Source organism: Haloferax marisrubri (assembly GCF_001469875.2).
GTDB classification, from domain to species: Archaea; Halobacteriota; Halobacteria; order Halobacteriales; family Haloferacaceae; genus Haloferax; species Haloferax marisrubri.
In genome coordinates this window covers 47,597-73,773 of record NZ_LOPW02000005.1, presented here as the reverse complement: position 1 = coordinate 73,773, position 26,177 = coordinate 47,597, and the positions used below count along the sequence as shown (strand labels likewise).

Here is a 26,177-nt window from a genome sequence, read left to right as displayed (position 1 = left end):
GTCGCACTCCCGACGAAGCTTCAAGTACCGAGCCGCGGCCAACGCCGCTATTCTGTGACGCAGGCCGCGCGGCGGCTCGCGGGTGTCCGGCACACCGGCGCGCGGACTCGATTCGGCCCGCCTGCCACGCGGCCGCCCGTGCCGGCTGTCAGCCACGACGCCCACGAACCACGAGACACGCCAGCTACGGGAACGGGTGGAACTCGCGGTCCAGCCGCGGTTCGAAGCCGAGGTCCCGCGGCACCGACTCGGCGCGGTCGGCGAAGTACGGCTCGCCGATAAACAGCGGCTGGGCCTCCGGAACGACCACGCGGACCGCCTCGAAGCCGAGTCGCTCCACGTCGCGCGGGGTGGTCCGCGCCGCGTACGCGTCGAGGCCGGCGTCGGCGACCGCCGAGACGACCGCGTCGAGTTCGGCCGCGCCCTCTGGAGGCTCGTCGGGACCGACCGAGTCCGCGGGGATAGTCGCGTCCGGCGAGACGAACGTCCGTGCCGGCTTCGGGAAGTCGGCGTAGGTCGCAATCGCGCCGCCCTGCGTCGCGGCCTGTTCCGGTCCCATGGCGCGCAGTTCGGTCCAGTTCTGAAGCGCCTCGGCCAGCGCGGAGCGAGCGGCGCGGTTCGCGTCGAGGTCCGCGCCGGAGCCCATGGCGAACTTCGGCCACTCACCGTCGCGGTGGACGGCCACCGCCACGACCGGCACGTCCACGTCCTGCGTCACGAGGAGCGCAGTCACCTCTAGGGACTCAGAGCGGGCGCGGGCCGCCAGCGTCTCGAACGTCTCGTCGGTCACGTCCAGTCCGAGCGGGTCGAACGTCGAGTACCACGCGAGCATCGTCGCGTCGCGCTCGACGACCTCGTAGAGCCCCGAGAGAATCGCCTCGGTCCCTGAGTTGCCGAGACCGAGCCCGGTCGTAATCGACGGTTTGTGTCGCTCCGACGGCGGCGGGTAGTGGACGAACTCCGCCGGGAGCGAGACGGTCGCCCCGGTGGCGAGGTCCTCGCCTTCGACCCACTGAATCGGCTCTTCGGGGTCGGGGTCGCGGAACGAGTCGGGTCTGACGAAGCGACTCGGCGGCACCGCGGCCGGCCGGGACGCCGCGGGCGCGACGGCGAACTCGCTGGTTCGGTAGACGCCCGCCGAATAGCGTTCGAGCGCCTCGCCGAGCGCCTTCATGTAGGCCTCGTCCCAGCCGGCGGCCGCACCGCCGGCGAGTTCGGCCGCCCGAGCGTCGGCGTAGACCGTCGTGTCCGCCGTCTGCGCGACGTAGTACGGCAGCGGGAACGACTCGCGCTCGCCGACCTGCGTGACGATGCCGACGCGGTCGTCCACGGCCGACTCGGCCCGCGCGAGCGCGTCGTCTAACTCCACGGCGCGGAAGTCGCGGTCGAGGGTTCGGTCCCGCTCCGTCGGCGACGGCGCGGGGAGGAACGACCGTTCGGGCCCCGGAACTTCGACGACGGTCCCGGCCACGTCGTCGCCCGAGAGGAGCGCGATGCCGCGTCGCCCGGCCACCGCGCCGGCGAGTCGAACGGCGGCGCGGTCGCCGCCGGGGCGACCCTCCGACTCCGTGGTGGACGCGACGCGCGCTCGGAGGTCCGTGAAGTCGGCGCTGGCGGGGCCGAACGCCGACACGGCCGCGTCGAGGTCGGGGACGGCGTGTCCGCCGACACCGCCGATTTCGACCGCGAGCCATCGCGAGGCGGCGTCGTCGGCCGCTTCGAAGGCGTCGCTTCCGGCCGCGGCGACGACGAATCCGAGGTCGAACGAGCCGAGCGAGTCGGGGGCCGTCTCCGCGACCGTCGCGTCGATATCGGCGCACGCCGCGCGAATCGACTCGGCGGCGGGACCGCTCCCGACGAGTCCGATGTTCATGCGCGCGACGAAGAGAGGCGGAGGGAAAAAGCGAGGGGGTCGCGGTCGGTTACGCGTCGAGCAGTTTCTGGGCCTCGTCGGCCAGTTCGTCCGCGCTGGCGGCGACGAGTTCGTCCGCGCCGAGTTTCAGGCGGAGCCGCGGGCGGCCGACGTCGATGGGGACCTTCTCGGTGTCGATGAGGCCGAGTTCTTCGAGCTTCGTCTTCGTCCGGGAGAACGTCGCCTTGCTGGCGATGCCCACGTCCTCGCCCCACTTCGAGATATCGTAGAGGAGGACCTCGTTGCGGGCGGCGACGAGAAGCGAGATGGTCACCTCGTCGAGACCGTCGCCGTCGCCGCGAGCCGACGACAGCGAGGCGAGCACGGCGTCGAAGTCGGCGAGCGTCTCCTCGCCGATGTCCTCGCCGAGCGTCTCGCGGACACGCGAGAGCGGCGGGGTCCGAAGCTTGAACTCGGGGGCGTCCTCCCAGTGAGCCTGGTGGGCCTCGAACGCCGTCTCGACGAACGTCTCGTCGTCGGTGACGAGGCCGGCGACCTTGTCCCCGGCGGCGACGAGCGCGACGACCGAGTTCGGCGTGACGAACAGCGTGTTCTCGACTTCGTCGGCGGCGGTCCGCATCGAGAGCGCGCCGTCGGCGACGAGGTTCGCGGCGTTCGAGGCGACGATGAAGTCGTCGAGCACGTCCTTCAGGACGCCCTCGTCGGCGACGAGACGGATTTCCGGCAGGTCGCCGTCGATGTCTGTCGCCACGGCGACGAGCCCCTCGATGACCTCGGCTGTCGGGTTCGCGACCAACACCTCGTCTTCCGACGAGGAGAGCACGGACTCGATGATGTCTTCTACCCCCTCAGCGAGTAGATTAGAACGAATAGCCATAGCTTGAATATCGCCAGTAATATATTTAATATTAACGCAAGACGACCGGCAGAACGTATTCGAAATCGAGTTGTACCAACGCTGTATCGCGCGAATTGAGCATTACGTTTCAGAAATTTTACCGCTAGCGACGAGTGGGAAAATCGGTTGCGAACCGAGCGGCCCGCCCGTCCGGGAGTTGCCGGCCGCGAGAGTCGGCGTCGGCGGTCCGTTCGGCTCGGAGACACGTCGGAGGCGGTCGATACCGCGCGTTCGTGTATCTGTTCACGGTAGCACGCCACATGAATGTACACGGGCGTGCAACACAACACCGGCAGGCGTAGCCAAATGGGACACATTTATGCCGTAATTGGACCGGATACTACGTATGGACTACAGCCACGTCCGCGACGTCGACCCCGCCGTGGCAGACGCCCTCGACGGCGAGGTCGAACGCCAGCGCGACACGCTCGCGATGATCGCCTCGGAGAACCACGTCAGCGAAGCGGTCCTCGAAGCGCAGGGGAGCGCGCTGACGAACAAGTACGCCGAGGGCTACCCCGGCAAGCGCTACTACGCTGGCTGTGAGTACGCCGACGACGTGGAGAACCTCGCCGTCGAACGCGCCAAGGAACTCTGGGGCGCGGAGCACGTCAACGTCCAGCCCCACTCCGGCACGCAGGCCAACATGGGCGTCTACCTCGCCATGCTCGAACCCGGCGACAAGATTCTCTCTTTGGACCTGACCCACGGCGGCCACCTGAGCCACGGTCACCCCGCGAACTTCACGGGCAAGCTCTACGACGTCGAACAGTACGAAGTCGACGCCGAAAGCGGCTACATCGACTACGACCAGCTCGCCGAGAAGGCCGCGGAGTTCGAGCCGGACATCATCGTCTCCGGCTACTCCGCGTACCCGCGCGCCGTCGAGTGGGAGACGATTCAGGAGGTCGCCGACGACGTGGACGCGCTCCACCTCGCCGACATCGCCCACATCACGGGCCTCGTCGCCGCCGGCGTCCACCCCTCGCCGGTCGGCGTCGCCGACTTCGTCACCGGCTCGACCCACAAGACCATCCGCGCCGGCCGCGGCGGCATCATCATGTGCGACGAGGAGTACGCCTCCGACATCGACTCCGCCGTCTTCCCCGGCGCGCAGGGCGGTCCCCTCATGCACAACATCGCCGGCAAGGCGGTCGGCTTCAAAGAGGCGCTTCAGCCCGAGTTCGAGGAGTACGCCCAGCAGGTCGTCGACAACGCGAAGGTCCTCGCCGAGACGTTCCAGGACCACGGTCTCAGCGTCGTCTCCGGCGGCACCGACACGCACCTCGTGCTCGTCGACCTCCGCGACTCGCACCCCGACCTCACCGGCGGCACCGCCGAGGAGGCGCTCGAATCGACGGGCATCGTCCTCAACGCGAACACCGTCCCCGGCGAGACGCGCTCGGCGTTCAACCCGAGCGGTATCCGCGCCGGCACGCCCGGGCTCACCACCCGCGGCTTCGGCGAAGACGAGATTCGTGAAGTCGGCGAACTCATCGTGAAGGTCGTCGACGCTCCCGAGGACGACGACGTGCTCGCGGAAGTCTCCGAGCGCGTGCAGGAACTCTGCGACGCGAACCCGCTGTACGAGTAAGCGACGCTCGCGGGCGACCGCCGCGGCCCGAGTCGTCCGGTTTTTCGAACCCCTCTCCCAAGTAACACTATTAGCCGCGCCGCCGTATCGCCGTCCGATATGGCTCCGATTCGTCGGCTCGTTCTCGACGTGCTGAAACCGCACAGCCCCTCGACGGTGGAAGTCGCCCGCGAGGTCGCCGACGCGGCCGGCGTGGCCGGCGTGAACGCGACGCTCCTCGAAACCGACCGCGAGGTGCAGAACCTCAGACTCGTCGTGGAGGGCGAGGCCATCGACGCCGACGAGGTCGAGCGTCGCGTCCGCGACCTCGGCGGGACGGTCCACTCCGTCGACGAAGTCGTCGCCGGCGAGGAACTCGTGGAGTACCGGAACCAGCCGCAGGACCCGTCGGCCTCGTGATGTTCGGTCGGCTCGGCGCGCTCCTGCGCGACGACCGCGTCCGCGCCATCTCCCGCCGGTACTTCGTCTCGAACGGCTTCGACGGGGCGCTGACCTGCATCGGCCTCGTCATCGGCGCGTACCTCACCGGCGTCACGGAGGGGCTGACGGTCGTGAAAATCGGCGTCGGCGCGGCGGTGGGGCTGACCACCTCCGGCGTCTGGAGCGTCTGGGAGATAGAGCGCGCCGAGAAGCGGGCCGAACTGGGCCGCATCGAAGAGGCCATGCTGACCGACCTCGGCGGGACCGCGGTCGAACGCGACAAGGTCGCGGCGCGGGGAATCAACGCGGCCGCCAGCGGACTCGGCCCGTTGGTCGGCATCGTCGTCCCGCTGCTCCCGTTTCTCGCGGTCGGCGGACTGCTGTCGATGACGTGGGCGACGCTCGCCTCGGTCGGCCTCGGGACGGGCATCCTGTTTTCCTTCGGCGCGTACATGGGGTCGATATCGGACCAGCGGTGGTACGTCGCCGGCCTGCGGATGGCGCTCGCGGGCGTCGCGGTGGCCGCCGTGAACCTGCTGTTCGGGTGATTATTTTAGCCACATTCGTGCATATTTTGACCTCATTGAAGCCCAGAATACGCACGAATCCGAATCTTTGAAATGGTCGCGGCGCGCTGTCTGAGACAATGACGACCATCATCGACGGCAACGCCGTCGCCGAGGAGATTCGAGACGGGCTGGCCGACGCCATCGACGCTCTCGACGAAGCCGGCGTGAAACCGGGTCTCGCCACCGTGCTGATGAGCGACGACCCCGCCAGCGAGACGTACGTCTCGATGAAACAGCGCGACTGCGAGGAAGTCGGCATCGAGGCGTTCGACTACGAACTCGACCCCGAGACGCCCGCCGACGAACTATACTCGCTCGTCGACGACCTCAACGACGACGACGAGGTCCACGGCATCCTCGTCCAGATGCCCGTCCCCGACCACGTCGACGACCGGACGGTCCTCCGCCGCATCGACCCCGCCAAGGACGTCGACGGCTTCCACCCCGAGAACGTGGGTCGCCTCGTCGCCGGCGACGCCCGCTTCAAGCCCTGTACGCCCCACGGCGTCCAGAAGCTCCTCGACGCCGCCGACGTGGAGACCGAGGGCGCTGACGTGGTCGTCGTCGGCCGCTCGGACATCGTCGGCAAGCCGATGGCGAACCTGCTCATCCAGAAGGCCGAAGGCGGCAACGCCACGGTCACGGTCTGCCACTCGCGCACGGACGACCTCGCCGCGAAGACCCGCGAGGCCGACATCGTCGTCGCCGCCGCGGGCGTCCCCGAACTCGTCACCGGCGACATGCTCTCCGAGGGCGTCGTCGTCATCGACGTGGGCGTCAACCGCGTCGACGCGGACAACGAGAAGGGCTACGAACTCGTCGGCGACGTGGAGTTCGAGTCCGCAAAGGAGAAGGCCAGCGCCATCACGCCCGTCCCCGGCGGCGTCGGCCCGATGACCCGCGCGATGCTCCTCTGGAACACCGTGAAGGCCGCCGCCGAGGCCGAGGGCGTCGACGTGGACCTCCCCTGAGTCGGGTCGAAAACTGTGAGTCCCCCGCCAGACGCCGGTATCGACGGCGAGTGGGCGTACGACCCCGACGGCGTCATCCGGCGTCGCAACCGCCGCGACCTCGACGCCGAGGCGTTCGCCCGCGCGGTCGAGCGCATCGAAGACGGCCTCGACTGGGGCGTCGGCGCGCTCTGCGAGCGCGAACACGACGGCGCGGTGCTTCTCGTCCGACAGGACGGCGAGTGGGTCCTCCCCGGCGGCGGGGTCGAAGCCGGCGAGTCGAGACGCGAGGCGCTGGTCCGCGAGGTCGCCGAGGAGACCGGCCTCGACGCCGACGTGGGCACGCTCCGGGTCGTCACCGAACAGTCGTTTCACCACGGCGACGACGCCGCGAGCTTTCGGTTCGCGATTTACGAGGCGACCGTCGCGGGCGACCTCACGGACGACCCCGGCCTCGAAGACGAGTCCATCGCCGACGTGTCGTGGTTCGAGACGCTCCCCGAAGACACGCTGGACCGCGAACTGCTTCGGTTCCTCCTCGGGCGCTGACGCGCGTCCGACCGCCTTCTCTCACTCGTGAGTCGCCACGAGTAGCCGGTCACCGTCCCGCCGGACGCAAAAGCGGGTGCCGGCGTCCACGTCGAAACTGTGCGCAGTCCGGTCGGAGATGAGCAGTTGCGAGAAGTCGTCGCCGCAGGCCGGACAGGCCACGCCGTCGCGGTTTTCGATGAGCGTGGTCTCGCCGTCGTCGCGGAGCAGTTTCACCCGGTGGCGCACCTCGTGGATATCGAATCCGGCAGTCATCGTCGGCGAAGGGTGGCCGCGGGGCAAAAACGTTCGGTGGCGTCAGAACAGCGCCGCGAGGGTGTCGCGGGCCGACGCGAGCGCGTCGAGGTCGTCGTCGACGAGCGCGGTGTGAAGTTCGCGGGCGGCCTCGACGAGCGACTCTGATTCCGAAAGGGAGACGGCCCCGGCGAGCGCTTCGACGCGCTTGCGGTGGTTCGAGAGGGTTTCGAGCGTCGTTCTGACCTCGGGGTTCGGGTTGTCGTCGAGCCACGTCGAGAGGTCGCGGCAGTAGGCGTCGATGGCCTCGGCGTAGGCGAGGCCGCGGGCGTCAGTCATCGAGTCGGGCACGGCGTCGGTGTCGGGGCGCTCTCCCTCGTCGGCGCGGCGGAGCAGGGTGATGACGTAGAGCTGTTCGTCGTCCGTGGGTCGGTTCGACCGGGCGACCACGTCGACCGCGTGGAGGAGTTCGTGGGCCGCGAGCGGGGTGTCTTCGAGGGGGAGCAGTTCGCCCCCGCGGATGTAGCCCGTCTTCCGAATGTAGTCGCGGAGGTCGGACTTCAACGCCGGGGCGGCGTCCCGAATCGACCCGTCGCCGACTGCGGAGCGGTGCGCCGAGAGGTCGAGGTCGACCTGCATGGCGGTGTGGCGCGCTCTGTCGCCGACGCCGACGCTCCGGAGGCTCCCGCACTGCGGGCACGATACGCTTCCCGTCTCGTAGTACGACCATCGGTGGTCGCACTCCTTGCACTCGCGCTCGCCGCGTATCTCCATGCGACTGGGTTCGCCCCGACGGCGCAAAAGCACGGCGACCCGACGCGAGGGAGTCTGGCCCACGACGGGGTGACGCGCCAGCGAGCGGTCGCCAGCCGAGACGACCGCCGGGCTACATACGTTCGGCGACCCACCATCGACGCATGCGAAGCGAATCCGAGGTCCGAGAGCAGTACGAGTTCCTGAAGGACGAACTCGACTCCGAGGAGATGCGACACGAAGGGGTCAGAAAGCTCATGACGCACTACAAGCGGGCGCTCGGCTGGGTGCTGGAAGAGGAACACATGTGATTTACCTAACATAAATTGCAGAGTCGAGCGAAATCGCCGAGATTCCGGAATTCGGCGCGTGCATGCCACTCAGCCGGACTGTTTGCCGCGTTGTCAATGTTTGGCACGCGTCGTTATCTTTAAGTGAAACCGAACAGTAGCCGATAGTGACGCTTCGCTTTGGAGGGCCGAAGCGTCAGCGGGGACCAATTCAGGGCGGCATGCCGTGCCGGAGATTTCCGGCACGGCTTGCTTTCCTTCTGCGCGAATCTACGACCCGAGAGCGACAGGTTCGGCTACGTCGCGTTGGCGTCCCAACTGAGTTCTAACTGTACCCGCTGGCTATCGTCCGGACCGGTCGGTCTGTCGGCATCGCTGGCGTCGCTGTCGGCGTCGCCCCCGCGAGCGACGCGCACGGCGAGTTCGAGGTTCTCTGGAACCGGCAGCGAAACGTCCTCGTCCCCGTCCGAGAACTCCACCGTTCCGTTTTCGAGCCTGTCGGCGACGTTTCTGAGGAAGGCGGCGACACCGCCCCGGCCGTCTCTGATTTCCGTTTCGAACAACCAATCCATGCTCATTGATAACAATAACCACTCATCTCGCATAAACCACGCGAGTCGTCCAGTTGTGGACATATCCGGTCACCGAAACGGACACCTCGACAGATTAGTAATTTGAACAACATAACCGCGGCCGTGAGATTTCGGAGACAGGCGCGTTTTCGAGGGAGAATCGTCGGTCGAGGCCGATATGCTTATCTGAATTAGACAGTAACATACGAGTCGAATTTACCGATGTACGACCTGACAGGATTCCAGCGAGACCTGCTGTACGTCATCGCGGGTCTCGAAGAGCCGCACGGACTCGCCATCAAAGAAGAACTCGAAGCCTACTACGAAAAGGAGATTCACCACGGACGGCTCTACCCCAACCTCGACACGCTCGTCGAGAAGGGGCTGGTCGACAAGGGCCAGCGCGACCGCCGGACCAACTACTACACGCTCACCCGCCGCGGTCGCCGCGAAATCAAGGCCCGCGACGAGTGGGAAGCGGAGTACGTCCCCGAAGACTTCGAAGCGTGAACGAACGACTCGGGCTACCCGTCCACGCCGGCGTCGGACGGCGACCGTGAGTCTCGACTTGACCTCGTCTCGTCTCGGTCGGTAAACGTCTCCGGAACGTCCGATTCGCCCTCCGAGGACCGTTCGGTTTCGGCTGTTTCTCGCGGCGCGTCGTCCGCCTCGTCAGCGGTTAGCTCCTCGACCGGCGGACCGTCCACCAGGTGCGCCGGGTCCACCATGTACGGCCGAATCGGCTTGCCGGCCAGTAGCTCCGGCAGGACGAGCCGGACGAAGTTCACGAACAACACGAGTATCATCGGCATGAGGAAGATGCCGTACCAGCCGAACAGAAGCGGACCGAACGTGTAGGCGAGCATCACGGCCCCGACGTGGAGGCTCCGACCGGAGACGTACGGCCGGAGCACGAGGTCGGGAATCGTGTCCACGATGACGAACGAGACGGCGGCGAAGAGCAGGACGAACCAGAAGCCCGGCGGGTTGGCGACCGCGGCTTCGGCCCCCATGTAGAGTGCGACGGGGACGTAGACGAGCTTCATGCCGACGACGGGAATGAGGCTGGCGACGCCCGCGAGCAGGCCGATGAGCGCCGGCGCGGGGATGCGGACGCCCATCGGCGCGAGGACGTTCAAAAGCGAGTACGCGATGACGCCGATGGTGCCCGTGAGGATGGCGTTCAGGATGTTGCCGAAGAAGATGTTGTTGAAGTCGCGGTCCACGCCGCGCATGTAGGCTTCGAGGATGCCGTGGTCGTCGGCGAACATCGACTGGCCCCACCGGCGGAGTCGGTGGCCGTCGCGGAGGAGGTAGAACGCGAACGCGATCATGACGAACAGGTGAATCGCGCCGACGCCGAGGAAGGCGAAGGTGTTGGCGGCGACGCTCAGCGAGTCGAACACCGACCCGACCGCCTCGGGCGTCAGCACCGAGCGGAAGTCGTACTCCAACAGCGCCTGCGGGCTGGCGATTCCCTCCAGCAGGGTCGGGTCGATGCCGTAGGCCTCGAGGTCGATGGGCACCTCGTCGGAGGAGAGTTGGTCGGCGTACCGCAGGAACTCGCGGAGCGCGATGGTCGCGGCGTAGACGACGAGGCCGAGCACGGGCAGTGCGAGGGCGAAAAGCGCCACGGCGGCCGCGAGGCTCGGGGGCTTCACCCGGCGGCGAATCCGCCGGTAGATGGGCCGCGTGGCGTAGTAGATGAAGAGACCGAAGACGAACGTCCCGATGAAAGAGTAGACGACGTAGGTGAGCGCGCCCGCGAGGACCAACGCGAGCGCCCACCACATCGCCCGGGAGCGCTGAATGTCGGGGAGAGCCATACCCAACCACGGACGCGGAGGCGTCAAAAGCCTATCGCGGGAGCGACAGGTCACGACGCGCTACCGTCACGTTCGGCCGACGAACCCCTCCGTTCGCGGGGTAAAACCGACCGACTGGACCGCGGCCCGGCTGATATTGCACCATTAATAACGAATATCTTAACACACGGGTCTTCGTACCGAGCCGCATGGACCGAGAGACGGCGGTGCCACGCGTCGATTCGATGCCCGGCGAGAAAGCGCGCGAGTGGGTGGAGTACCACCACGAACACGCCGCGCCGAGCACGTACGTCTACGACTTCGTCTGGGACATCACGGCGGAGTCCGAAGGCCCCTTCTGCACCGACGTCGACGGCAACGTCCTCCTCGATTTCACGAGCCACGTCGCGGCCGCCCCGCTCGGCTACAACAACCCGAAGCTCATGGACCGCATGGCCGAGTTCGACCTCGTCGACCCGACGAAAATCGCCGGGCAGGACTTCTACGTCAGCGACGGCTCCGCGCCCGGCGAGGAGCGACTCCCCGGCCCCGCCGCGCTCATGGACAAACTGACCGACCTCACGAGTCACTACGGGATGGACACGGTGTTCCTGTCGAACTCCGGGGCCGAGGCCGTCGAGAACGCCATCAAAATCGCCTACGACCACGCCGACGGCGCGAAGTACGGCGTCACCTTCGAGGGCGCGTTCCACGGCCGCACCCTCGGCGCGCTCTCGCTCAACCGCTCGAAGTCCGTCTACCGCCGCAAGTTCCCCGAGATTTCGGGCGTCCTCGACGTGCCGTTCTGCGACGACCGGACCTGCTCGCCCGAGACGTGTTCCTGCGGCTTCTTCCCCGACGCCGACTCCGCCGTCTCCAAACTCCGGCAGAAGCTCCACCCCAAGAAGGGCCACATCGACGCCGACGAGGTCGCTTACGTCATCGTCGAACCGATACAGGGAGAGGGCGGCTACCGCTTCCCGTCGGACGCCTTCGCCGAGGAACTCGCCGCCGTCGTCGACGACTACGACCTGACGCTCATCGCCGACGAGATTCAGACCGGCGTCGGCCGCACCGGCGAGATGTGGGGCTCCGACCACTACCCGCTGGAACCCGACATCATCACCGGCGCGAAGGGCCTCCGCGTCGGCGCGACCGTCTCGAACGACGAGATATTCCCCGACGAGACCTCGCGGCTCTCCTCGACGTGGGGCGCTGGCGACATCGTCTCCTCGATGCAGGGCGTGTTCACGCTCGAAGCCATCGAGGAGTACGACCTGCTCGACAACGCCGTCGCCCGCGGCCGGCAGTTCACCGAGCGGATGCGCGACGACGCGCCCGACAGCGTCGTCGACGTGCGCGGCAAAGGTCTGCTTCTCGCCGTCGAGTTCGACACCAAAGAACGCCGCGACGCCGTGCAGGAAGCCGCCCTCAAACGCGGCCTGCTCACCCTCTCGTGCGGCTACAAGGTGCTTCGAATCCTCCCGCCGCTCGACGTGACCGACCGCGAAATTGACCTCGGCGCGACGATGCTGTTGGACGCCATCGAAGACGTGTCGTAGTCGAGGGGCTGCCACAAGCGGTCGTCTCGGCGTCACGTTCTCCGCCCGCGTGTGTCGCGTCAGAAGTCGTCGATAACCGTCCCGTACACCTCGTCGAGTTCGCGCATCTCGCCCTCGCCGACGAGGTAGTACGTCGTCGCGTCCACGCGGTTTCGCCACATCGGGAACGTTCCGTCAGCCAACTCGATGCCGACTTCGCCGGAGTAAATCAGGTTCGCCGCCTCCTGCGCGAGTACGCCCGCGAACGGCGAGTCGTATGTGTCTCTGACCGACCGGAACCGACGGACTGCGCTTCGCTTCGCTCGGAACGTCCGACCGGAGTCGTAGCCGGTCTCGCCGGGTGAGACGCCGAGTTCGTCGAGGGCGAACTCGTGGCCGCGCCTCCCGAGGAGGGCGATGGCCGCCTCGACGACCTGCTGGACGGTGTGGCCGTGTCGGTGCCCGTCGGGGCCGTAGTTGAGCCGGTAGTCGCTGTCGAAACATATCGTGAGAAGTTCCCAACGGGCCGCGCCGTACGGCGTCTGTCGGGCGGAGTCGTACTCGTCGCTGAGTCGGTCCCGCATCTCACTTGCCGTCGGAAACGTCGCTATCGACTCGGTGAGCGTCGTCAGCGCCGAGTCAAGGACGTCCGCGTACGAGCGCGTCTCGTCGCCGAGCCCATCGCGGTAGCGGTCGCGGTAGTATCGGGCGTTGGCGAGGCGCTGTTCGGCCTGCAGGTAGGACGCGTGCGCGTCCGCGACGGCGCTAGCGGTGAAGTCGTCGCTGGCGGTCGTCGTCTCGCCGGCGAACCGCTCTCGGTACCGCGAGTTGAACCGGGCGAACGCGAGTTCGCGCTCGACGAAATACAGATACGCGAGGTCGCGGGAGGGGTCCGAGACGGCGTAGTCGCCGACTGAGTCGAGGACGGCTCCGGCGCTCGACCGGATTGACCCCCCGCGTTCGGCCAGTCGTTCCGGGTCGGCCTCGTCGAGGAGGTACGTCGCGGCACCGACGGCCTCACCCGCGAAGGACATCCCCATAAGTGCGTACTGCACGCGCTTGTGCGGGTCGGACGCCGATTGGGCCGACTCAAGCCACCCGCCGGAAGGGTCGCGGTGGTTGAACGAAAACTCCAACTCCCGCGGAACCGAGTCGGTATCGACCCTCGGTTTGAGCGTCTGCGCCCGCTCGACGGTCCGTTCGAGTCGGGCGACCGCTTCGTCGGCGTGCGCGTCGGAGACTGTCGGCCGCCACACGTGTGCCGGCGGATTGGGATACAGCGTCGTCAGCCAGTCGGTAATCGGGTCGGGGAGCCACGTCGGCCTGAACCAGCCGATACTACCGACCGCGCCCGCGCCGCCGACGAGGCCGAGCAGTTGGCGACGCGAGAGCGAGGAGGGTTCGTCGGAGGGAGAATCGTCTGTGGGAGGGGCGTCGTCGGGGGACACACGCCGGAGTTCCGAACCAGTCCGTGTAAACGTGTCGGCGGATTGTTGTCTCGGTGCGAACGCGGCCTACGTCCAGCGGTCGAGACCGGTCTGCGTGACCGACTCCTCGATGCGCTCGAAGCCGCGGCGGATCTCCTCGGGGTCGACCTCCCACGTCTCGGTGACGAACTCGCGGGCGGCGGCCACGTCCGGGTCGATGTCCGTGTCGTAGTCGTAGTCGTCGGTGACCGGCGGGTCCAAGAAGAACTCCCGCACCCGGTCGGCGTTGGGGATGGTGTCGCCGCGGGCTTCGAGGACCGACCAGAGGTCGCCGTGTTCCGTGACGACTTTCACGGCCGTCTTCGGTCCGATTCCGGTGATGCCCTCGTTGAAGTCGGTCCCGCAGAGCATGGCGATGTCGACGAGTTGCTCGTAGGTGATGTCGTGTTTGTCGAGCGTCGCGTCGAGGTCCATCAGCTCGGGGTCGCCCTTGCTCGTGAGCTGTCGGAGCGTGTAGGGCGCGCCGAACAGGAGGGTGTCGTAGTCCTCGCTCCCCACGTAGTCGGCGTCGCCCTTGCGGGCCATGTAGGACGCCTGTGCCTCGCCCTCGGCGGGCGCTTCGACCACCGGCACGTCGAGCAGCGAGAGGAGTTCGCGGCTGGTGTCCTGAATCGTCTCGGTGAGCCGCTGGGTCCGGGCTTCCATCCGGGCGGCTTCGACCGCGTCGCCCGCCTCACGAGCCGCTTCGAGCCGCTCTTCGGCCTTCTCGCGCTGTTCGCGGCGCTTCGCCACCTCGTCGTCTTTCATCTCGGTGACGCCGCCGTCGAAGACGAAGACGGGCGTTAGGTCGTGTTCGAAGAACTTGGGGAGCCCCTGGACGATGCCGACGAGATTGGCGACCTCCTCGCCCTCGCTCGTCGTGTACTTCTCCGAACTCGTCCACTTGACTGTCGTCGTGAGATAGCGGTACAGCCAGTTGTGGGCGTCCACGGCGACGACGCTCCCGGCCACCTCGTCGAACGACACCTCGGAAAGCGCGGCGAGCGTCCGCAGGTCTGCGTTTCCCATTTGCTCGGCCTTCGGGGGCCGAGGGTTTCAATCGTCCGAGTGAACGCCGTCGGCTCCGGGCGGCTCCGCCCCCTCGCGCGCCGCGAGGAACGTCCGCTCTGGGTCGCCGAGGTCCCGGGCGCGGTAGCGGTCGAGTCCCGACTGGTACGTCTCGCGGGAGACCGCGGCGGGCGCGCCGGCGGGGCGCTCCAGCACCAACTCGGCGACGCCCGTCTCGCGGCCCGTGAAGCCGAACCCGGCCTTGTGGCACGCCTCGTAGGCGAAGGGGTTGTTCGCGGCGATGCGGACCGTCTCGTAGCCGCGGTCGGCGGCGGCCTCGCAGGTCCGGCGGAGGAGGTCGGGGCCGAGTCCGTCGCCCCGGCGGTCCCGCCGGACCGTGACGTACCGGAGCCAGAGCGTCGTCGGGTCCGTCCGGTCCTCGTTGAACGCGACCGCGGCGACCACGTCCTCGGCCAGCGACGGCAGGGAGTCGGGGCCGCCGGTCGGCGCGGGTCGGTCGTCGTCGAGGGGCGGCAGGGACTCGTCGGGGTCGCGGAGGACCGTCTTGCCCGTCGCCGCGGTGACGAACTTTCCCGCGTAGGCGAACCGCCGGTAGTCGAGGCGGAGCCGCGGCCCGTCTTCGGGCCACCCGAGCAGGTCGAACTCCATGGCCGAGATGGGACCGCCGCGCGCAAGAACCTTCCCCGGCGGGGGCGTGGAGTCGGATATGCACGGCGCAGGCGACGTTCGGTTCTTCGACCGCTTCGCACCCGTCTACGACCTCGTGATGCCGCCCGCCGACCCCGGCGCGCTCGGCACGGCTCTCGACCGCGCCAACCGGGATGTCGAGCGCGTCGTCGATATCGGCGGCGGGTCCGGGCGGGGGACCCTCGCGCTCGACGTTCCCGAGCGAATCGTCCTCGACCGCTCGGCCGGGATGCTCCGCCGGGCGCGCGAGCGGGGCCTCGACTGCGTCCGCGGCGACGCCCGGGAACTGCCCTTCGCCGACGACTCCCTCGACGCCGTGACCGTCGTGGACGCCTTCCACCACATGCCGAACCAGCGAGGCGTCGCCGAGGAGGTCTTCCGCGTCCTCGCGCCCGGCGGGGTCTTCGCCGTCAACGAGTTCGACCCCGAAACGCTCCTCGGGCGGGGGCTGGTCGCCGCCGAGCGGGTCGTCGGCTTCGGGTCGGCGTTCGCCGCGCCCGACGAACTCGTGCGCTTTCTCGAACGCGTCGGGTTCGAGGCCGACGTGGTCGAACGCGGCTTCGAGTACACGGTGGTCGGAAAAAAGCGGGAAAGCCATTAGGGGGGCGACGAATCCTCGCCTATGGCAACCTCGACTTCGTTCTTAGAGGAGCGACTCGATGCCGGCGCGTTACCCATCGCCGTGGGCGACGTGCTCGCCATCTTCCTCCTCGTCACCGTCGGCGTGGTTCAGCACAACGGGGTGTCGTACCTCTCGGCCGACCCGGTCGGGTGGGTACTCACCGCGGTCCCGTTCCTCATCGGATGGCTCGTCACCGCCCCGCTGTTGGGCGCGTACTCGCCCGGCGCGGCCGAGTCGGCGAAGTCGGCCGTCCCGCTCGGAATCCGCTCGTGGCTCGCGGCGACCGTCATCGGCATGGCGATTCGCTGGACGCCGCTTTTCGAAGGCGGCGTCGAACTCACGTTCGTCGCGGTCATGCTGGTGCTCGGCTCCGTCGCGCTCGGCGTCTGGCGGACGCTGTACTTCAAACTCGTCTGAGCGTCGAACACCGCCCCCCGCGAACCGAACCGAAGAACTGACCGAAACCGTATTTTCTGCCGCCGTCCGCGCCTGTCCCCGACCGTCCCGGAGTCAGGCGGGCGTCGGCCGCCGTCGCAACAGCGTCACGCCGAGGAGCGTCGCGGCCGCCGCGAACCCGGCGAGGACCACGAACAGCGCCGTCGAGTCGGCGACGGTGAGGATGTAGCCGGCGATGGCACCGCCGAGTGCGCCGACGCCGAACACGCCGAGATAGGTGAACCCGTACGAGAGCCCCCGTAGACCGGCGGGCGTGTACTCCGCGACGGTCGCCTGGTAGAACGGCTGGACCATGAACAGGAAGAAGCCGAGGAGCGCACAGATGGCGAGAAGCGGGACCACACCGAGGCTCGCCACGGGAAGGAACGCGACGGCGATGACGGCGAGCGCGCCGAAGCCGGCGACGATGCCGCGTTCGGTCCTGATGCGGTCTGTGAGTTTGCCGCCGACGTACTGCCCGAAGACGCCGACCGTCAGGAGGCCGGCGTAGACGAACAATTCCACGTCGAGCGTCGGCGCGCCCCCGGCCGACCCGGACGCGAGGGCGGCGGGGAGGAGCGCCGAGACCGGAATCGGCTCGATGCCGATGACCGAGCCGAGGAGGTCCGGCAGGAACGTCGTGACGCCGCGGTAGTAGAGCCCGGAGAACATCACGAGCGCGAAGACGAGCGCAAATCCGCCGGCGAAGAGGTGCTTCGACTGCGAGACCAGTTCCGCGAACGAGGAGACGCCCGCGCCGGCCTTGCTGTCGCCCCCGGCGTCACCGTCGTCGTCGGTGTCGCCCACCTCACCGCCGTCGGTCGCGGTGACCGCCGCCTGCTCTTCGAAGTTGGCGCGGGTGGCGAGCGCGGCCGCCGCGAGCGCCGGGAGCGCGAGCACGCCGGCGACGAGGTGCCAGTCGAAGAACAAGAGCAGGAGCGCGGTGAGGAAGGGCCCGAAACCGATGCCGAGGTTGCCGGCGATGCCGTGGTACGCGAAGCCGGTTCCGCGTTCCTCGACGCCGGTGCTGATGAGTCGGAGTCCAGCGGGGTGGTAGACGCTGGCCGCGGCACCCCAGACGACGAGCGCGAGGGCGACGACGACGAGGTTCGGCGACAGCGCGAGCAGGACGAACGACCCCGCCATCCCGAGGAGACAGGCGACGATGAGGCGCTTGGAGCCGACGCGGTCGACGAGGATGCCGCCGGGGAGCGCCCCGAGCCCGAACAGCGCGAAGCCGAGGCCGGTCATGACGCCCAGCGAGGCCGTCGTGACGGGAACCGTCGCGAGACCGAGGTCGATGCTCGCGAACTCCCCGAGCCAGATGGCCACGAAGATGGGGATGGACAGCTCGTACGTGTGGACCATCCCGTGGGCGAGCATCACCAGCGCGACGATGGAGCGGTCGTTACGGTTCACGTCTCCGGCCACGGCACCGACTCCCATAACCGTGTGGAGTTCCGGCAGACGACGCGAGCCCCGACCCGACTGTTCGAGCGGGAGGCACAACCCACAGTATCGGATTTGTGATGTTCTCAGCGACCGACGTACCCGATGCCGTCCAGCGGTTATCGACTCATAAGTTATGAGAACGTTATACAGAACCCACGAAAACAGTATCAGTCATCTATGGGAAAGAATTATACCACTTACGTCCGTAGTATGGTACATATTATGACCGGATATTACGACTACATTCTTGGGCTCATCCCGCTCGCACTCCTCGGCATCACCGGCACGCTTACCGTCGCCGGGTTGCAGTTGACCACGGCAGTGCCGATGGCCGCGGGCGTGGCCGCGCTCCTCACCGGCCACGCGCTCTTCGTGAACGGGCCCTCGTCGCCGTCCCCCTCTCGATTCGACGAACACGCCGGTCCCAACGCTGCTGACGCGCCTTCTCCGTCGGTCCTCGACGCCGACTAATCCCCATCGCACGCCCGCCTGGCCGGTTCGCCGGCCCGCAGGGTTTTGACCGCAGGTCTCGTTTTTCCGACCATGACAGCGACGTTGTTCCTCACGAGCGACGAGGTTAGCGGACTGGCGACGCCGGCCGAGTACGTCGAGGCCGTCCGCGAGGGCTACAGACAGCGCGGTGAGGGCGCGCCGGCCGAGCCGCGGACGAAGCTGTTCAACCGCGAGCCGCCGGGCATGCTCACCTCCTACGCGGCCGTGCTCCCCGAGACGGGCGCGATGGGCGGGTACATGTACTCCGCCGGCTTCGGCGCGGAGGACGCGTGGTTCATGACGCCGCTTTTCGACGCCGAGAGCGGCGAGCCGCTCGCGCTCCTCGACGGCGCGAGCATGAACCCCTTCAAGACCGGCGCGGCCGGGGGTGTCGCGGTCGACGCGCTCGCCCGGGAAGACGCCTCAACGCTCGCACTCATCGGGAGCGGCGCGCAGGCCCGCGGCCAGCTTCGAGCCGCCGCGACCGTCCGCGACCTCGACACGGTCTGGGTCTACTCGCCGACGAAAGAGAGCCGCGAGTCGTTCGCGGGCGAGATGGACCGCACGCTCGACGCCAGCGTCGCCGCCGTCGCCTCCAGCGCCGCGGCCGTCGAGGGCGCGGACATCGTCGTCACGGCCACGACCGCCACGGACCCGGTGTTCGACGGCGACCTGCTCGAACCCGGCACGCACGTCACCGCGATGGGCCAGTACCACCCCGAAAAGCGCGAACTCGACGAGACGACCATCGAGCGCGCGACGTACGTCCCCGACCTCCGCGAGCGCGCCACGATGGACGCCGGGTCGTTCCTCGCCGCCGTCGAGGCCGGCGTCGTGGACGAAGACCACATCCACGCCGAACTCGGCGAGGTCGTCGCCGGCGTCGCCGCCGGGCGCGAGGACGACGAGGAGATAACCGTCTTCGACAGCGGCGGCACGGGCATCGAGACGGTCGCCGCGGCGCACATGCTCTACGAGAAGGCGCGCGACGAGGGGCTCGGGACGACCATCGACTTCTCGCCGGCGAGCGAGTCGCTCACCGGCCAGTAAGCGTCCGCGCGCCCGTCAAATCGTCAGCCGCGCGACCCGCTCGGTCCCGACGAGGACGACCGGGACGAGCGCCAGCGCCCCGACGCCGACGACCGCCGGGACGACGACGCCCGGCCAGAACGACCCCAGTTCGGTCTGCGCGAACGCGCCGAGCAGGGCCGTGCCGCCGACGACGAGGCTGTAGTACGCCGAGCGAATCGGGAGCGTCGGCAGGTGGCCGGGCCGCGGCCACGACCCGGTTCGGACGTAGCCCCCGCGGAAGGTGCCGACGGCGACGGCGCTCGCCGCGAGAGCGGTGAGGCCGGACAGCGACACTTCGGCTCTCGGGGTCGCGAAAAGCAGGAACCAGAGGGTCGGAATCGCCAGTACCGACACCTCCCACGCGGCGAAAAACACCTGGTCGAGCCAGCGGTCGACCCGCTTTGTCGTCTCCGAGAGCACGCGTTTCCCTCGGTGAACTGTCGGTCTCTGGAAGCTAAACCGTTTCTCCGGCGGTGGCGGCGAAGGTGGTCTACTGCAGTCGGTACCGGAGGACCGCCGCGATGCCCCCGAGGTTCTTCAACTGCTCGCCGGGCTGGAACTCCGCGGAGAAGACGGTGACCTCGCCGCCTTTCTGTTCGACCGAGTCGATGATGTCGTTCACGTCCACGTCCCAGTCGCCGTCGCCCTGTCGCTCCGCGCGGAGCCGGGAGTCGAGGAGAAGCAGGTGTTCGACCGCGCCGAAGTCCGCGGCCTCCGCGACCTGTTCGACGCCGTAGGCCGCCTTCGCGCCCGTCGAGATGTTCTCCATCAGTTCGTCGATGAGGTTGGCCTCCTCGGCGATGCGGGTCTGTTTCTGCACGTCGTCGACCGCGCCGCGCTTGAGCACCTCGTGGACGCCGCGGTCGCCGACGCCGGCGGTGTCGACGGTCGTGACGATGGTCTCTGCGACCGCGGGGAAGTTGTTCTCGAAGTAGTCCATCGCGTCGTTCTTCGTGAAGCCCGGCCCGGCGAGGATGATGGCGTCCACCTCGAGGTGCGACAGCGCGGAGCCGAGTTCGTCGAACAGTTCGGACCGCGGGCGGGCGTACTCGCCCTTTCCGGTCGGCTTCGTGAGCGAGGCGTACTCCTCGGTGCCGTACTGGGCGACGGTGTGGATGTAGGCCGCGCCCTCCTCGACGGTCGCGATGGCCACGTCGGGGTTCTCGGCGGCCTGTTCGGCCGTCTCGATGCGGTCTATCTGGTCGGCCTTGAAGTGCTTCTCGATGGTTATCTCGGCGCGCTCCTCGACGTTGAGCGTGTGGTGGTGGCCGAGTTGGTCCTCGCGGGAACAGGAGACGATGACGCCGCCGACGCGGAGGCGGTTGGCGAAGCGGGCGAACTCCACGTCGTCGACCTCGATGGTGACGTTGAGGTGCTCGCGCTCGCCGCCGGTGTCCCGCATCTGCTCGTCGTCGCGCTGGATGCGGCGGGTGGTGTCGCCGGAGACGAGGTCACCCGGTTCGAGGACGTACGAGAGGTGCCAGAGGTCGTCGACGTTCTCGGGGACGAGCGTGATTCGCTCGCGCCCCTCCTCGCCGCGACCGCGGCTCGAAATGCGCATACACGTCCGGTCGTCGGGGAACGGAAAAGAGTCCTGCTATCGCGGTCCTCCGCAATCGCCGTCGACTTACCACCCAGTCGACTGCTGGCCCTTGCCGGTGGCGTCGGCGAAGCCGCGAGCCCACAGGTAGTACGTTATCACCTGCACGTAGAACAGGACGAAGAGCCCGACGACGATGACCGAAAGGAGACCCCCGATGAAGCCGAGCACGACCGCGACGACGAGCGCGAGCAACCACGCGACGGCGTACTCGCCGGTGAACGCGCCCGAGAGGATAGTGCGCACGTCGAAGCCGGCAGCGAGGTTCCCCTCGATGGCGAAGTTCGCCCCGGCGGCCGGCCCGAGGTAGGCCGCGAGTAAACTGAGTACGAACACGAGGAGACCGAGGACGACCGAGACGATACCGAGCCCGACGCCGCCCGCGGAGGACGCCGCCGCGCTCCCCGTCGCCGCCTCGGAGACGGTGAAGGTGCCGATGCCGATGATGACCGAGAGCAGCATCGACGGGACGATGGCCACCAACGCCCAGACGAACGTCACCACGAACAGTTTCAGGCCGTCGACGAACAGTCCGCCCCAGTCCGTGAACGAGGGCGCGGCCCGCTCGCCGTTCGCGGCCGCCTGCATCGCCCTGACGAAGTAGCCCTGCAGGATAATCCCCGGGAGTATCAGCACAGAGAGCAACGAGAGAACCCCGCCGATAATCGTCGTCGCAACCCAGTCGTCGCTTCGCTTGAGAAACCACAGCGCGTCGGAGAGCATACCGTTGGGGTGTCGCGCCGCTACCGGCTTAGATATTCCGTCGAAAATTCGAATTCTCGCTGATAGTTCAGACGGCGGGCTGTTCGCCCGGCGTCTCGCCTTCGTCCATCATCTCGATGTCGTGGAGTTCGCCCCACGTCTTGCCGATGATGTAGTAGGCGGCGACGGCCGCGTAGAACGTCACGAACGCCCCGACGACGAAGCCGAGAAGCGGGATGACGTTCAGGACGCCGACCACGATGGACGACGCGAACAGCACCGCGAAGGACATGAGCCACGCGGTGGCGTACTTACCCGAGGTCAGGATGGGCCGGAGCGTGCCGAAGTCGAACGCCGCGCCCATGCGGTCGGTCTCGGCGTAGTTCGACAGCGCCGCCGGGATGAGGTACGCGGCGAGCAGGCCGAGGACGAACGCGAGCAGGAGGCCCACGAGCGCCACGATGCCGCCGAGTGCGCCCGAGGCGTCGGAGCCGCCGGCCGCCGCGCCGAGGATGCCCGCGAAGCCGAACACCAGCGCGATGATGGCCGGGACGAGCGCGTACACGAACGCGATTGCGAAGCCTTTCACGCCGTCTACCGCCATGTCACCCCAGTCGTCGAACTCCGGGGGCACCTCGTCGCCCTTCATAGTCGCGCGAACGACCCGAAGGAGATAGCCGATGACGAGGAACGTCGGGACGATGAGGAAGCTCAACAGGCCGAGGACGCCGCCGATGAGGACCGTCTTTACCCAGTCCTCACCGTTTCGAAGGTAATTGAGTGATTCTGAAATCATGATGTTTCACCGAGCGCCACCACCCACCCACCGGCCGTCGGGCCGAGTGAGAACCGCGGGTTGACACGCGCGCTCGAAGCAACATTACGACGAGAAAGTATATAATCTTGTACCCGAAGCGCCCGAATAATTGAATATTAAGCCGTCTAGCGGCCGATTACCGCGGGACGGCGGCGACCTTCACTCGTCGACGATATCGCTCCCGCCCGGCGGGAGGAACTCCTGAATCTGGTCGGGTGATGCGATTTTTCTGACGAACGACTTGTCGGCGAAGCGCTCGCGGAGCCGGCGATAACACAGTTTCGCGGCGTCGTTCTGGGCGTACTGCCCCGGCGTGAGCGTCAGCGTCGTCTCCGCGCGCGTCTCGATTGCCGACGGCGGGCCGCCGATGACCCGCGTCTCGTCCTCGCATTGGATGCCGACCGCGACCTTCGCGGCCACGTCCTCGAAGTACTCGCGGTCGCCGCGGATGACGAAGCTCCCCTTTTCGATGTACTCGCCGGACTCGGGCGTCTTCGACACCTGCGAGGGCTCGACCATGTAGGCGTCGTCGGCGAAGCGGCCCTCCTTCCAGATGGAGGAGTACGAGACGGCGAACTGCGCGGCCTCGCGGAGCGTCTCGTCGGAGAAGTCGACCGCCTGCGCGGGTTCGCTCGGCCCCGTCGCCTTCAGGAGCGTGACCGGCCCCCCGTGGGCCTGCGTGTGGAAGAAGCGGTCGTGCTTGCTCATGTACTTCTTCACTAGCTCCTCGTTTTGGTCGGCGTTGCGCCCGCCGACGACGAGGTAGCCGCTGGAGGTGTGGAACCAGCGGAACCGCTCGAACCAGTGTTCCGTGGACTTGACGGGCACCGAGTCGAGCGCGAGCCAGTCTGTCTCCTCCGGCTCTTCGTCTTCGTCGTCCTCGTCGTCCTCGTCGTCGTCGGCCTCCCACTCGTCGCGGCGCTTCTTTACGGCCTCTAACTCCTCGCGGGTGTCTTCGATGGCCGCCAGCGCGCCCTCCTTTTTCTCCTGGATGCGCTTGGCCTCGGTGTAGAGGCGGTCGGCGTTCTTCTCGACACCCATCGACACGTCGAGGGTGACGGTCGCGTCGTCGAGTTCGATGGTGACCGTGCCGTTCGCGCCGTCGACGTTCGTGACGGCCTCGGCCTCGGGGATGCCCTGTTCGGCTCCCTCCTCCAGCGTCGTGGCGATGTCGTCCCACGGGACGCCCTCCTCGCGCGCGCCGCGGACGGTCGAGAGCACGTCGTCGACGAGGTCGTAGTTGGCGTACAGCAGTTCGGCGCGCTCGCGCTCGTCTTCGGCCTGCTGTTCGAAGCCCTCTATCGCGCCCTCCTGCTGGTCGATGATGCGCTGTTGTTTGGCGATTTGCTCCTCGAAGTCCGGGCGGTCAGAGGTCGCCTCCTGCTCGTCGGCGGTCAGGTCGAGCCGGAAGAAGTACTCGTCGAGCGCGTCGTTGAACGTGTCGTAGGCCTCCTCGTCCAGCCCGGCGTTCTGGTGTTCGCGCAGGGGGAAGGGCGTCACGTCCACGACCTCGCCGTCGTCGTCGAGGTAGAGCCGTGGGTCGAACTCCCCGGAGCGCACCTGCTGGCGGAGGTCGAAGATGGCGTCGTAGATGTCGTCGTAGTCGTCGGCGGTGGCGTCGGCGATGTCGAGCGTCTTCTCCACGCCGGCGCGGGTACACAGTTCCTCGGCGTAGAGGCCGCCGAGGTTCAACTGGGTGGCGAGCGTCCGCACCACGTCGGTGTCGGACTGCTCCATGTTCCGGCCGAGGGCGTCGCGGCTGACGGTGAGGGGGTCGAGCCGCGAGGCGGGGTACTCGTACTGCGACCCCGGCGCGACCGTCCGCGACTTGAGCCGCACCGTCTCCAGACTGCGGACGACTTCGCCCGTCTCGTCGAGCACCGCGATGTTGCCCTGTCCGAACAGCTCGACGACGATTTTCGTGTTCTCGTCGCCGCGTTCGAACGTGAACGTGAGGATGCGGTCGAACTCGTACTGCTCGACGCCCGCGAAGTCGGCCCCGTTGAGCCGGTTTCTGAGCATCATCGCGAAGTTCGGCGGCCGACCGGGGGCGTCCGGCACGTGCTCCTGTGCGGCGAGGTGCGCGCGCTTTATCTCGCCCACTTCGAGGAGGAGTTCGAGCCGCCCGCGGTCGAAGTCCCGCATCTTGAGGCGAAGCAGGTCGTCGCCGTAGAGGTACGCCTTGTCGACCTTCGCGCCCTCGTACCGGTTCAACTCGGTGACGAGGGCCGCGAGGTCGACGCTCGTGAGTTCCCGCTTCGGGTCCATGGACTCGCTTTTTGTCGGCGAACGAAAAGGGGTGTCGTTTCCGCGAATGCGACGCCCGCCCGAATCGGGGAGAAGATACTTATCAGCCAAACAGAATTTATTCGGTGAATGCGTCTCCGAGCCCTCGCTCTCGCCGCGCTCGCCCTCCTCGTCGCGTTTGCCGCGCTCCCCGCCGGGAGCGTCACCGCCGAAGGGCGACCCCCGCCCGAGGCCGTCTGCGGCGTCTGCGGCGAGACGTTCGAAGAAGCGGGAGACGACGCCGGCGTCCCGCTCACCGTCGAATCGAGCGCGCTCCGAGTCCGCGTCGGCGACGACGGCGTCGGCGCGTGGACTGCCCGCGTCGAACTCGACGGCGAGTCGGCCGCGACGTTCCGCGAGAACCCCGAACAACTCGACCGCGTCGTCCGCCGGACGTTCGACGACTACCGCGTGTTCACCGACGACCGCAGACGCCTCGAAACCCGGATGGACGGCGACACCGCGGTCGTGACCTTCGAGGTGCCCGAGATGGCGCATCGCGGCTACGGCGACGTGCTGGTCGTGGACTACTTCCACGACGACGGCGTCAGAGGCACCGTCTACGTCGACGCCGACCGATTCACCGTGACCGGCCCCGAGAGGTCGGCGCTCCTCACCGCGCCCCCCGGGATTCGGGCCAACGAGACGGCCGCCGTCTGGAGCGCCGACGACGGGGACGCGTCGAGCGTCGGGAGCCAGACGTACCTCACGTTCGGCCCCGACGCTGGACTGGCGACTACGGCCGCGGCCTACGCCAGCCTCGCCGCCGACTCGGGGCCCGGCGTCCTCACGAACGTCGCGTGGGTCGCGTTCGTCCCGACGCTCGTGCTCACCATCGGCGTCCTCCTCATCCGGCACTTCGACCGCCGGTTCGACGGCGACCGGGGCGCGCGGCGCTTCGGCCCCGTCGTCGCGGGACTCGGCGTCATGTGGGGCCTCTGTCTCCTCGTCGTCCGGGCGCTCTCCGGGAGCGTCGCCGCGATGGCGTGGCTCCTCGCCCTCCAACTGGTCGCGTTCGGCGTCGTCTCGGCGGTCCGGCCCGGGGCGCTCGGGTTCCGTCGCCTCGTCGCCGCGACCGTCGGGCCGCAGGTCGCGCTCGCGGTCGCCACCGCGATTGCGATGCCGGGGGCGAACCCGTGGTTCTCGCTCAGCGCGCTCGCGTTAGCGGGCGCAGTCGTGCTGTTTCTCCCCCTCGGCTACGCGGCCCGGCGCGACGGCGACACGCGCCCGCTGTCGCTCGCCATCGTCGCCGCGCCGGTGGTCTTCGCGCTTCCGCTGGTCCCCTTCGGCGGCTACGGTGTCCTGTTCGTCGGCCTGCTGCTCGTCGTCTGGGTGCTGGTGACGCTCGCGACCGGATCGCTCGTCTACCGACTCGGCTGGGCGCTCGGCGGCGAGGCGGCGCGGAGTCAGGCCGACGACAGTACGCGAGCGACGGTGTAGCACCCGCCGAAGCCGAGCGCGAAACGAGCG

Annotated in this window: 28 protein-coding genes; 13 read left to right on the top strand and 15 right to left on the bottom strand. The window is 68.0% G+C overall.

Annotation, left to right across the window (positions count from 1 at the left end; translation table 11 throughout):
• Nucleotides 1-184: 184 nt before the first annotated feature.
• Nucleotides 185-1,873 (bottom strand): YcaO-like family protein, encoded by a 1,689-nt coding sequence (locus AUR65_RS04785; protein ID WP_058568958.1) that lies wholly within the window; start codon nt 1,871-1,873, stop codon nt 185-187.
• A 49-nt stretch (nt 1,874-1,922) separates the two neighbouring features.
• A complete protein-coding gene (tbsP, locus tag AUR65_RS04780; protein WP_058568957.1) occupies nt 1,923-2,750 on the bottom strand; it encodes a transcriptional regulator TbsP in 828 nt (275 codons plus the stop codon).
• Between the two features lie 367 nt (nt 2,751-3,117).
• Here tbsP and glyA point away from each other — a divergent pair, with 367 nt between their 5' ends.
• From glyA to AUR65_RS04755, 5 genes are all read left to right on the top strand, one after another.
• On the top strand, nt 3,118-4,365 hold the full coding sequence (gene glyA, locus AUR65_RS04775) for a serine hydroxymethyltransferase (protein WP_058568956.1): 1,248 nt from the start codon (nt 3,118-3,120) through the stop codon (nt 4,363-4,365).
• A 99-nt stretch (nt 4,366-4,464) separates the two neighbouring features.
• Nucleotides 4,465-4,764: a DUF211 domain-containing protein gene (locus AUR65_RS04770; RefSeq protein ID WP_058568955.1), complete on the top strand. Its 300-nt coding sequence runs from the start codon at nt 4,465-4,467 to the stop codon at nt 4,762-4,764.
• The gene (locus tag AUR65_RS04765; protein ID WP_058568954.1) at nt 4,764-5,333 is read left to right on the top strand and encodes a VIT1/CCC1 transporter family protein; all 570 of its coding nucleotides are present in this window, start codon (nt 4,764-4,766) and stop codon (nt 5,331-5,333) included. The genes AUR65_RS04770 and AUR65_RS04765 overlap by 1 nt, the downstream gene beginning before the upstream one ends.
• 98 nt (nt 5,334-5,431) lie before the next feature.
• Complete coding sequence (gene folD / locus AUR65_RS04760; RefSeq protein ID WP_058568953.1) at nt 5,432-6,325, top strand: bifunctional methylenetetrahydrofolate dehydrogenase/methenyltetrahydrofolate cyclohydrolase FolD; 894 nt, start codon at nt 5,432-5,434, stop codon at nt 6,323-6,325.
• A 15-nt stretch (nt 6,326-6,340) separates the two neighbouring features.
• Nucleotides 6,341-6,853 (top strand): NUDIX hydrolase, encoded by a 513-nt coding sequence (locus AUR65_RS04755; protein WP_058568952.1) that lies wholly within the window; start codon nt 6,341-6,343, stop codon nt 6,851-6,853.
• A 21-nt stretch (nt 6,854-6,874) separates the two neighbouring features.
• Here the strand turns inward: AUR65_RS04755 and AUR65_RS04750 are convergent, their stop codons facing one another.
• Both AUR65_RS04750 and AUR65_RS04745 read right to left on the bottom strand, forming a co-directional pair.
• Nucleotides 6,875-7,108, bottom strand: a complete 234-nt coding sequence (locus AUR65_RS04750; RefSeq protein WP_058568951.1) for a DUF7385 family protein — start codon at nt 7,106-7,108, stop codon at nt 6,875-6,877.
• Nucleotides 7,109-7,150: 42 nt separating this feature from the next.
• On the bottom strand, nt 7,151-7,861 hold the full coding sequence (locus tag AUR65_RS04745) for a DUF7117 family protein (RefSeq protein ID WP_058568950.1): 711 nt from the start codon (nt 7,859-7,861) through the stop codon (nt 7,151-7,153).
• A 143-nt stretch (nt 7,862-8,004) separates the two neighbouring features.
• Here AUR65_RS04745 and AUR65_RS19875 point away from each other — a divergent pair, with 143 nt between their 5' ends.
• The gene (locus AUR65_RS19875; RefSeq protein WP_004061251.1) at nt 8,005-8,151 is read left to right on the top strand and encodes a hypothetical protein; all 147 of its coding nucleotides are present in this window, start codon (nt 8,005-8,007) and stop codon (nt 8,149-8,151) included.
• A 275-nt stretch (nt 8,152-8,426) separates the two neighbouring features.
• Here AUR65_RS19875 and AUR65_RS04740 read toward each other — a convergent pair whose 3' ends face one another.
• Nucleotides 8,427-8,708: an amphi-Trp domain-containing protein gene (locus AUR65_RS04740; protein ID WP_058568949.1), complete on the bottom strand. Its 282-nt coding sequence runs from the start codon at nt 8,706-8,708 to the stop codon at nt 8,427-8,429.
• A 216-nt stretch (nt 8,709-8,924) separates the two neighbouring features.
• Between AUR65_RS04740 and AUR65_RS04735 the strand changes: the two genes are divergently transcribed.
• Nucleotides 8,925-9,212 carry a PadR family transcriptional regulator gene (locus AUR65_RS04735; RefSeq protein WP_004044685.1) on the top strand — a complete coding sequence of 96 codons (288 nt, stop codon included), beginning with the start codon at nt 8,925-8,927 and terminating at the stop codon, nt 9,210-9,212.
• A 14-nt stretch (nt 9,213-9,226) separates the two neighbouring features.
• Here AUR65_RS04735 and AUR65_RS04730 read toward each other — a convergent pair whose 3' ends face one another.
• Nucleotides 9,227-10,495, bottom strand: coding sequence for an AI-2E family transporter (locus AUR65_RS04730; RefSeq protein WP_058569135.1), 1,269 nt, complete (start codon nt 10,493-10,495; stop codon nt 9,227-9,229).
• Between the two features lie 221 nt (nt 10,496-10,716).
• Here AUR65_RS04730 and AUR65_RS04725 point away from each other — a divergent pair, with 221 nt between their 5' ends.
• A complete protein-coding gene (locus AUR65_RS04725) occupies nt 10,717-12,069 on the top strand; it encodes a class-III pyridoxal-phosphate-dependent aminotransferase (protein WP_058568948.1) in 1,353 nt (450 codons plus the stop codon).
• A gap of 59 nt (nt 12,070-12,128) precedes the next feature.
• On the opposite strand, the gene AUR65_RS04720 is transcribed toward AUR65_RS04725, so the two are convergent.
• The 3 genes from AUR65_RS04720 to AUR65_RS04710 form a co-directional block, all read right to left on the bottom strand.
• Complete coding sequence (locus AUR65_RS04720) at nt 12,129-13,496, bottom strand: hypothetical protein (RefSeq protein WP_058568947.1); 1,368 nt, start codon at nt 13,494-13,496, stop codon at nt 12,129-12,131.
• A gap of 66 nt (nt 13,497-13,562) precedes the next feature.
• Complete coding sequence (gene fen, locus AUR65_RS04715) at nt 13,563-14,543, bottom strand: flap endonuclease-1 (protein WP_058568946.1); 981 nt, start codon at nt 14,541-14,543, stop codon at nt 13,563-13,565.
• Between the two features lie 27 nt (nt 14,544-14,570).
• On the bottom strand, nt 14,571-15,191 hold the full coding sequence (locus AUR65_RS04710) for a GNAT family N-acetyltransferase (RefSeq protein ID WP_058568945.1): 621 nt from the start codon (nt 15,189-15,191) through the stop codon (nt 14,571-14,573).
• Nucleotides 15,192-15,249: 58 nt separating this feature from the next.
• On the opposite strand from AUR65_RS04710, the gene AUR65_RS04705 reads away from it, so the two are divergent.
• Both AUR65_RS04705 and AUR65_RS04700 read left to right on the top strand, forming a co-directional pair.
• Nucleotides 15,250-15,831, top strand: a complete 582-nt coding sequence (locus AUR65_RS04705) for a class I SAM-dependent methyltransferase (protein WP_058569134.1) — start codon at nt 15,250-15,252, stop codon at nt 15,829-15,831.
• A gap of 21 nt (nt 15,832-15,852) precedes the next feature.
• Entirely contained in the window at nt 15,853-16,269 is a 417-nt protein-coding gene (locus tag AUR65_RS04700; protein ID WP_058568944.1) for a DUF3054 domain-containing protein, read from the top strand.
• Nucleotides 16,270-16,362: 93 nt separating this feature from the next.
• Here AUR65_RS04700 and AUR65_RS04695 read toward each other — a convergent pair whose 3' ends face one another.
• Nucleotides 16,363-17,733 (bottom strand): MFS transporter, encoded by a 1,371-nt coding sequence (locus tag AUR65_RS04695; protein WP_058568943.1) that lies wholly within the window; start codon nt 17,731-17,733, stop codon nt 16,363-16,365.
• A 228-nt stretch (nt 17,734-17,961) separates the two neighbouring features.
• Here AUR65_RS04695 and AUR65_RS04690 point away from each other — a divergent pair, with 228 nt between their 5' ends.
• The gene (locus AUR65_RS04690; protein ID WP_007273297.1) at nt 17,962-18,210 is read left to right on the top strand and encodes a hypothetical protein; all 249 of its coding nucleotides are present in this window, start codon (nt 17,962-17,964) and stop codon (nt 18,208-18,210) included.
• A gap of 72 nt (nt 18,211-18,282) precedes the next feature.
• A complete protein-coding gene (locus tag AUR65_RS04685) occupies nt 18,283-19,281 on the top strand; it encodes an ornithine cyclodeaminase family protein (protein WP_058568942.1) in 999 nt (332 codons plus the stop codon).
• 15 nt (nt 19,282-19,296) lie between these two features.
• On the opposite strand, the gene AUR65_RS04680 is transcribed toward AUR65_RS04685, so the two are convergent.
• The 5 genes from AUR65_RS04680 to rqcH form a co-directional block, all read right to left on the bottom strand.
• Entirely contained in the window at nt 19,297-19,722 is a 426-nt protein-coding gene (locus tag AUR65_RS04680) for a hypothetical protein (RefSeq protein WP_058568941.1), read from the bottom strand.
• A gap of 70 nt (nt 19,723-19,792) precedes the next feature.
• A complete protein-coding gene (locus AUR65_RS04675; protein WP_058568940.1) occupies nt 19,793-20,863 on the bottom strand; it encodes an mRNA surveillance protein pelota in 1,071 nt (356 codons plus the stop codon).
• Nucleotides 20,864-20,929: 66 nt separating this feature from the next.
• Nucleotides 20,930-21,625 carry a DUF4013 domain-containing protein gene (locus tag AUR65_RS04670; protein WP_058568939.1) on the bottom strand — a complete coding sequence of 232 codons (696 nt, stop codon included), beginning with the start codon at nt 21,623-21,625 and terminating at the stop codon, nt 20,930-20,932.
• Between the two features lie 67 nt (nt 21,626-21,692).
• Nucleotides 21,693-22,400, bottom strand: coding sequence for a DUF4013 domain-containing protein (locus AUR65_RS04665; RefSeq protein WP_058568938.1), 708 nt, complete (start codon nt 22,398-22,400; stop codon nt 21,693-21,695).
• A gap of 180 nt (nt 22,401-22,580) precedes the next feature.
• Nucleotides 22,581-24,689: a ribosome rescue protein RqcH gene (gene rqcH, locus AUR65_RS04660; protein ID WP_058568937.1), complete on the bottom strand. Its 2,109-nt coding sequence runs from the start codon at nt 24,687-24,689 to the stop codon at nt 22,581-22,583.
• 108 nt (nt 24,690-24,797) lie between these two features.
• Between rqcH and AUR65_RS04655 the strand changes: the two genes are divergently transcribed.
• Nucleotides 24,798-26,147, top strand: a complete 1,350-nt coding sequence (locus tag AUR65_RS04655) for a DUF2339 domain-containing protein (protein ID WP_058568936.1) — start codon at nt 24,798-24,800, stop codon at nt 26,145-26,147.
• Nucleotides 26,148-26,177: the final 30 nt, after the last annotated feature.